The sequence below is a fragment of the Mesorhizobium sp. M2A.F.Ca.ET.039.01.1.1 genome, from assembly GCF_003998035.1.
Lineage (GTDB): Bacteria > Pseudomonadota > Alphaproteobacteria > Rhizobiales > Rhizobiaceae > Mesorhizobium.
In genome coordinates, this window is record NZ_RZRY01000578.1 from 1 (window position 1) to 4,014 (window position 4,014).

Annotated in this window: 4 protein-coding genes; all 4 read right to left on the minus strand. The window is 61.1% G+C overall.

Annotation, left to right across the window (positions count from 1 at the left end):
- The coding region (locus tag EOA24_RS29620) for a hypothetical protein (RefSeq protein ID WP_133374671.1) at positions 1-1,687 on the minus strand (1,687 nt) is incomplete at its 3' end.
- 84 nt (positions 1,688-1,771) lie between these two features.
- The gene (locus EOA24_RS29625) at positions 1,772-2,644 is read right to left on the minus strand and encodes a hypothetical protein (RefSeq protein ID WP_127410368.1); all 873 of its coding nucleotides are present in this window, start codon (positions 2,642-2,644) and stop codon (positions 1,772-1,774) included.
- A gap of 15 nt (positions 2,645-2,659) precedes the next feature.
- Positions 2,660-2,866: a hypothetical protein gene (locus EOA24_RS29630; protein WP_127410369.1), complete on the minus strand. Its 207-nt coding sequence runs from the start codon at positions 2,864-2,866 to the stop codon at positions 2,660-2,662.
- A 238-nt stretch (positions 2,867-3,104) separates the two neighbouring features.
- Positions 3,105-3,926, minus strand: a complete 822-nt coding sequence (locus tag EOA24_RS29635) for an MBL fold metallo-hydrolase (protein ID WP_126082745.1) — start codon at positions 3,924-3,926, stop codon at positions 3,105-3,107.
- Positions 3,927-4,014 lie beyond the last annotated feature (88 nt).

Here is a 4,014-nt window from a genome sequence, read left to right on the forward strand (position 1 = left end):
CAACAGGAGCGTGGGTCAGCACCTTGGCGTAATCGTCCACGCTTTCCTTCAGACGCGGGCCGAAGACGGTATTGCCTTCAATCAGCAAATCGCCCTGGGTGACGCATTCGAAAGGATCCTGAGTGGTGACGACGAACACCGACGTGTTCATGTTCGTACACAGGTAGAAGTCCGTCCCGAGCGTGGGGTTGACCGTTTCCACGGCCCACAAGCGCTGACGATCCTCGTCAAACGGATCGGTCGCGCCGGGACGGTAGAACTTGCCGCCGATACGCGGGGTGTTGACGTTCCAGCGATAGTTGAGCGGAGCGTAACCGAACACGCCGGTAGGCGTGGCGTGCTGGACGTCCATATACCGGTTCGGAACGGCCTCGACCTTTTCAGGGTCAAGGGTGTCGCGCAGATAGTGCGGGAAGTTGGCGCCCGTGTGCTGGTTCGTGCCGGGAACCAGCGGGTAGTGATAGAGCGGATCGGCCTGACGCTCAAAAAGCTGTTCAGGCGTGATTTCCGCGACCACCATGACGATACCGCCCGTGGGAATGCGCGGAGTTGCCACAGACATTTCAATCTGGGTGGCACCGTTCACGACCGACTCCGTAAGATTGGCAGCGTCCGACGCGTAGCGCTTGGACATGCCGAAGATGGTCGTTTCCTCGCCGAGCAAGATCGGCTGGCGGAGCGCCTGTTCCGGGATGGTGAGACCGTCCATCAACATGTTGATGAGGTAGTCATCATCCAGCTCGTTGTATTGCGTCCGCAGCTGCGCGAAGGCAGCGGTTTTCTTCGCCAGTTCAATGTTAGACAACGATACGGTGATCCCGTTCGCGGCCATTTCAGCGAAGACATCCGGAACCGCCGTGCCGGCGACGCCAGTCGTGGTTTTGATGTTGTAGGCGTTGCCGACGTTCGTCGGGATCGCGAACGGATAGGTCGTGGCACCCGTACCGGCTTCACGCACGGTCACGTTCGCCGAGGGTGTCGGAGTGCCCGAGGTGTACAGACCGATACCCTTAACCGGCAGCTTGGAGTTGACGACATTCAGCGCCACGTTGCCGTCAACAAGCGCCTGATCGAAGTTCGGCACGATGTGACGGAACTGTTCATGCCGCCAGAAGGCCGGCGCGAGGTTCTTCGCGGTGAGGGCGCGCAGCGCCAAATCCGGCGACCGGTTCTTTGCCCGGAAATTCCAGATTTCGTTGTACGCCTCATGATAGGCCGTCGTCACCGTGTCGCCGGTTTTCGCGTGAAGGCCGAGATAGACCTTGATGTCATCCGCCGTAGCGGAATTGAACACTTCACGCTGGACGAACGGCTGAACCGGGCCGCCCGCATACTGCTCGACACCCTCATAAGCACGGTTCACGGCGTCGATGCTGTCGAAGCGCGTGAAGGCCGACCAAGGCACGAGATAGGCCTTCACCGACACATACACGGCGTTCATCAGGATTTCCGCCGTTTCCATCATTTCGAACGAGAAGCGCATGCGGCCCGACCGCACGGCGTCTTCACGCAGGAGCGGCACAGCCGCGATGGGAACCATCTTGCCAGCGGGCAGGGAGGTAATACCGCGAACCGTGTGAATACGGTTCGACCGTTCCACCGTGATGGGGGAGGTGGACATGCGGGATATGCGGGTATAGTCGCCGTCGATCACACGAGGGCCGTTACCGCCTTTTGAGCGAGCCATTCTTTCTACCTTTCAGCTTGGTTACGACGCGCCGAAGCGCGCCAGACAGGATTTTCCGCCGTCGTGCGCAGGACGCGCACGCCATCAGAAGGACGGCCCCGAGAGGGGCATTCCGAACGGCGACTGATAGAGCTGGACACCGCGCTTGGCGGCAGACCCGCGAACGCGAGCGGGCTTGTAGGGCTTGCCCTTGCGGAAACGCGCAATGCGTTCCGCGATCATGCGATCACCGGCTTTTGCGTAATGGTCGACGTTGTAGAGGAGATCACGACCGAGGGAGATACCCCCGGCGATTGTCGAGCCTATTTCGCTATCGCCATAGGCATCTTCGAACCCCGCCATGTCTGGCGTGGTCGGATCATGGCGAACCCACCCATTGGTGAAGCTGTCCAACCACGGAGTGTTGGAAAGCTTGCCGTCTTTCAACGGCGGAGGAGTGTAGGAGGAGAGAGCGGCATTACCCTTGGAGGTTGCGCCGCCCCCTGGCATCGAGCCCGCAGACGGGCCGTAGATCGGGTTTCCGGTTAACTGCCCGAGGACAGTTACCGGCGGTCCGTTTTCCCATCCCCGAGATAGGGAAGCCGGGGCATTCCGAACACCAGCGCCGGAAGCAACAGGCCCGTGCCGAGAAGGAACAGTGTGTAGAAGATTTCCGGTTTCCGCGTTGAGGTTGGCGATTTGTGCGTCAAGCAACCTACTCCGTTGGGACCGTTCGGCATCTTCGAACGGATTGAAATTGGTGAGCCAATCACCGACGCGTGACAGCGCGCCGCCGACAGGATTACCCGGAGTGGTTGTTGACGTAAAGCCCGCCGATCCGCCGTTGCGGATTGCGGTCAGCGGGTTGAAGCCCGCCGCCTCGCTGTCGCGGACCATGCGGGCATAGTCAACGTGCGAGGTTGTTTCCTGCTTGTCCGAGCCGAACAGGCCCGAGAGCAGAGAGCCACCGAGGCCCAAGAGGGCTTCGATGAATTAGGCCGCCTCCCGAGGCTGGCCGAGCAAGTTCAGCGCCTTGCCGGTGATCAGGTCACACACAACCAGAACAACAGCCAGCACGCCGTTTGCGAACTGATCCGCCAGAGTGCCGTCAAGGCCCTTGGCGACGAGATAGGCTGCAAGAGCCGTGCCAGCCCGCGAAGCGAGGGGCACGACGATTGAGCGGAGAATGACATTCTTCAACACAAGCTCCCGTTTTCGTTTGAGGTTCGAAATCGGTTCGCTTGGTTTCGAGCGTTAGGCTAAGTCGCATAAGATAGATTATGGAACTTGCGTATTACTCACTCCGAGAATTGCCGCGGCTCGCCATTGGCGCCATTGGCGACAAACTCTGTGGACTGGCTGCGTGCGCCGCCTCGCGAATTCGAGCTACCAGCCAAACGCAGGAATGACGGGCTGCGATACTGGCTGAGAGTCGCCGCTATCGCTCTGACTCGTAAGGAATTTCAACCACCATGCCATCATAGGCCGGCGCCACGTGCTCCGGCGTCTCGGCCATCACCACGGCGTAGTCCAGCGGCACGTGCATATGCGTCAGCACGGCCTTGTTCGGAGCCAGTTTCTCGATCCAGCCCAGAGCCTGGCCGAGCGACAGATGGCTGGGATGGGTGTTGTATTGCAGCGCGTCGAGCACCAGGATGTCGAGGCCCAGCAACCGCTCGGCGGTGGCGACCGGGAAATCGCTGATATCCGGGCAGTAGGCAAGCCCGCCGATGCGGAAGCCCAGCGAAATGATATCGCCATGGATCTGCGGCAGCGGCTCAAAGGCGAGGGCGCCCCCCTCGCCTTCGATCACCACCGGTCTCGCGTGATCGATGATATGAGCCTTGACGATCGGCGGATAGGAGCTGCCGGGCGGCGTCTCGAAGCAATAGCCGAAGGCCTGGCGCAGCCGCTCCATCGTCGGTTCGTCGGCGTGGATGTCGATCCTGTGCCGCTGGTCGTGCACAAAGCCGCGCAGATCGTCGATGCCATGGATATGGTCGGCATGCGGATGGGTATAGACGACGGCGTCGATACGCCGGACCGAAGCCATCAGCATCTGCTGGCGGAAATCCGGTCCGGTGTCGATGACGACCGTGGTGCGCGCGCCATTGGCGGCAATCCGCTCGACCAGGGCCGCCGTGCGCATGCGCCGGTTCTTCGGATTCGCGGGATCGCAATTGCCCCAATCGCCGGTGATGCGGGGCGTGCCGGGCGATGAGCCGCAGCCAAGGACGGTGAAGCGCAGCCGGTCGCTCATGTCCGCGCCATGTCCGGACGCGGCATCTTGGTGAACAGCCTGAAGAAATTGCCGGTGGTGATATCGGCGATCTCGGTTTCGCTGACAC